Source organism: Pseudoalteromonas sp. MER144-MNA-CIBAN-0113, assembly GCF_040308965.1.
Classification (GTDB): Bacteria; Pseudomonadota; Gammaproteobacteria; order Enterobacterales; family Alteromonadaceae; genus Pseudoalteromonas; species Pseudoalteromonas tetraodonis.
In genome coordinates, this window is the sequence record NZ_JBEOOG010000546.1 from 1 (window position 1) to 242 (window position 242).

General features: G+C 39.7%; 1 pseudogene. It reads left to right on the top strand.

The features are described 5' to 3' along the window. A pseudogene (locus AAEY57_RS20870) lies at positions 1-242 on the top strand (hypothetical protein); the annotation flags it as partial.

Consider the following 242-nt stretch of genomic DNA (forward strand, 5'->3'; position numbering starts at 1 on the left):
GATAAAAACTTATCTTTTAGTAAGCAACAAATTCGCCATATTTATATGGGCGGAGCTATGAGCAGACAATTTAAAGCAGTTAACCTATTTGTCGGCAATCCGCTTAGAATAAATTTTAACACTAGGATGGTAGGTCTTACTGAATCTAGAATACAAGCTTATTGGGCCCAAATGCGATTCACGGGGCGCAGCAAGCCCCCTGTCGAATTTGAGTCTACAGAAGAGGTTATAGAGTACTTACT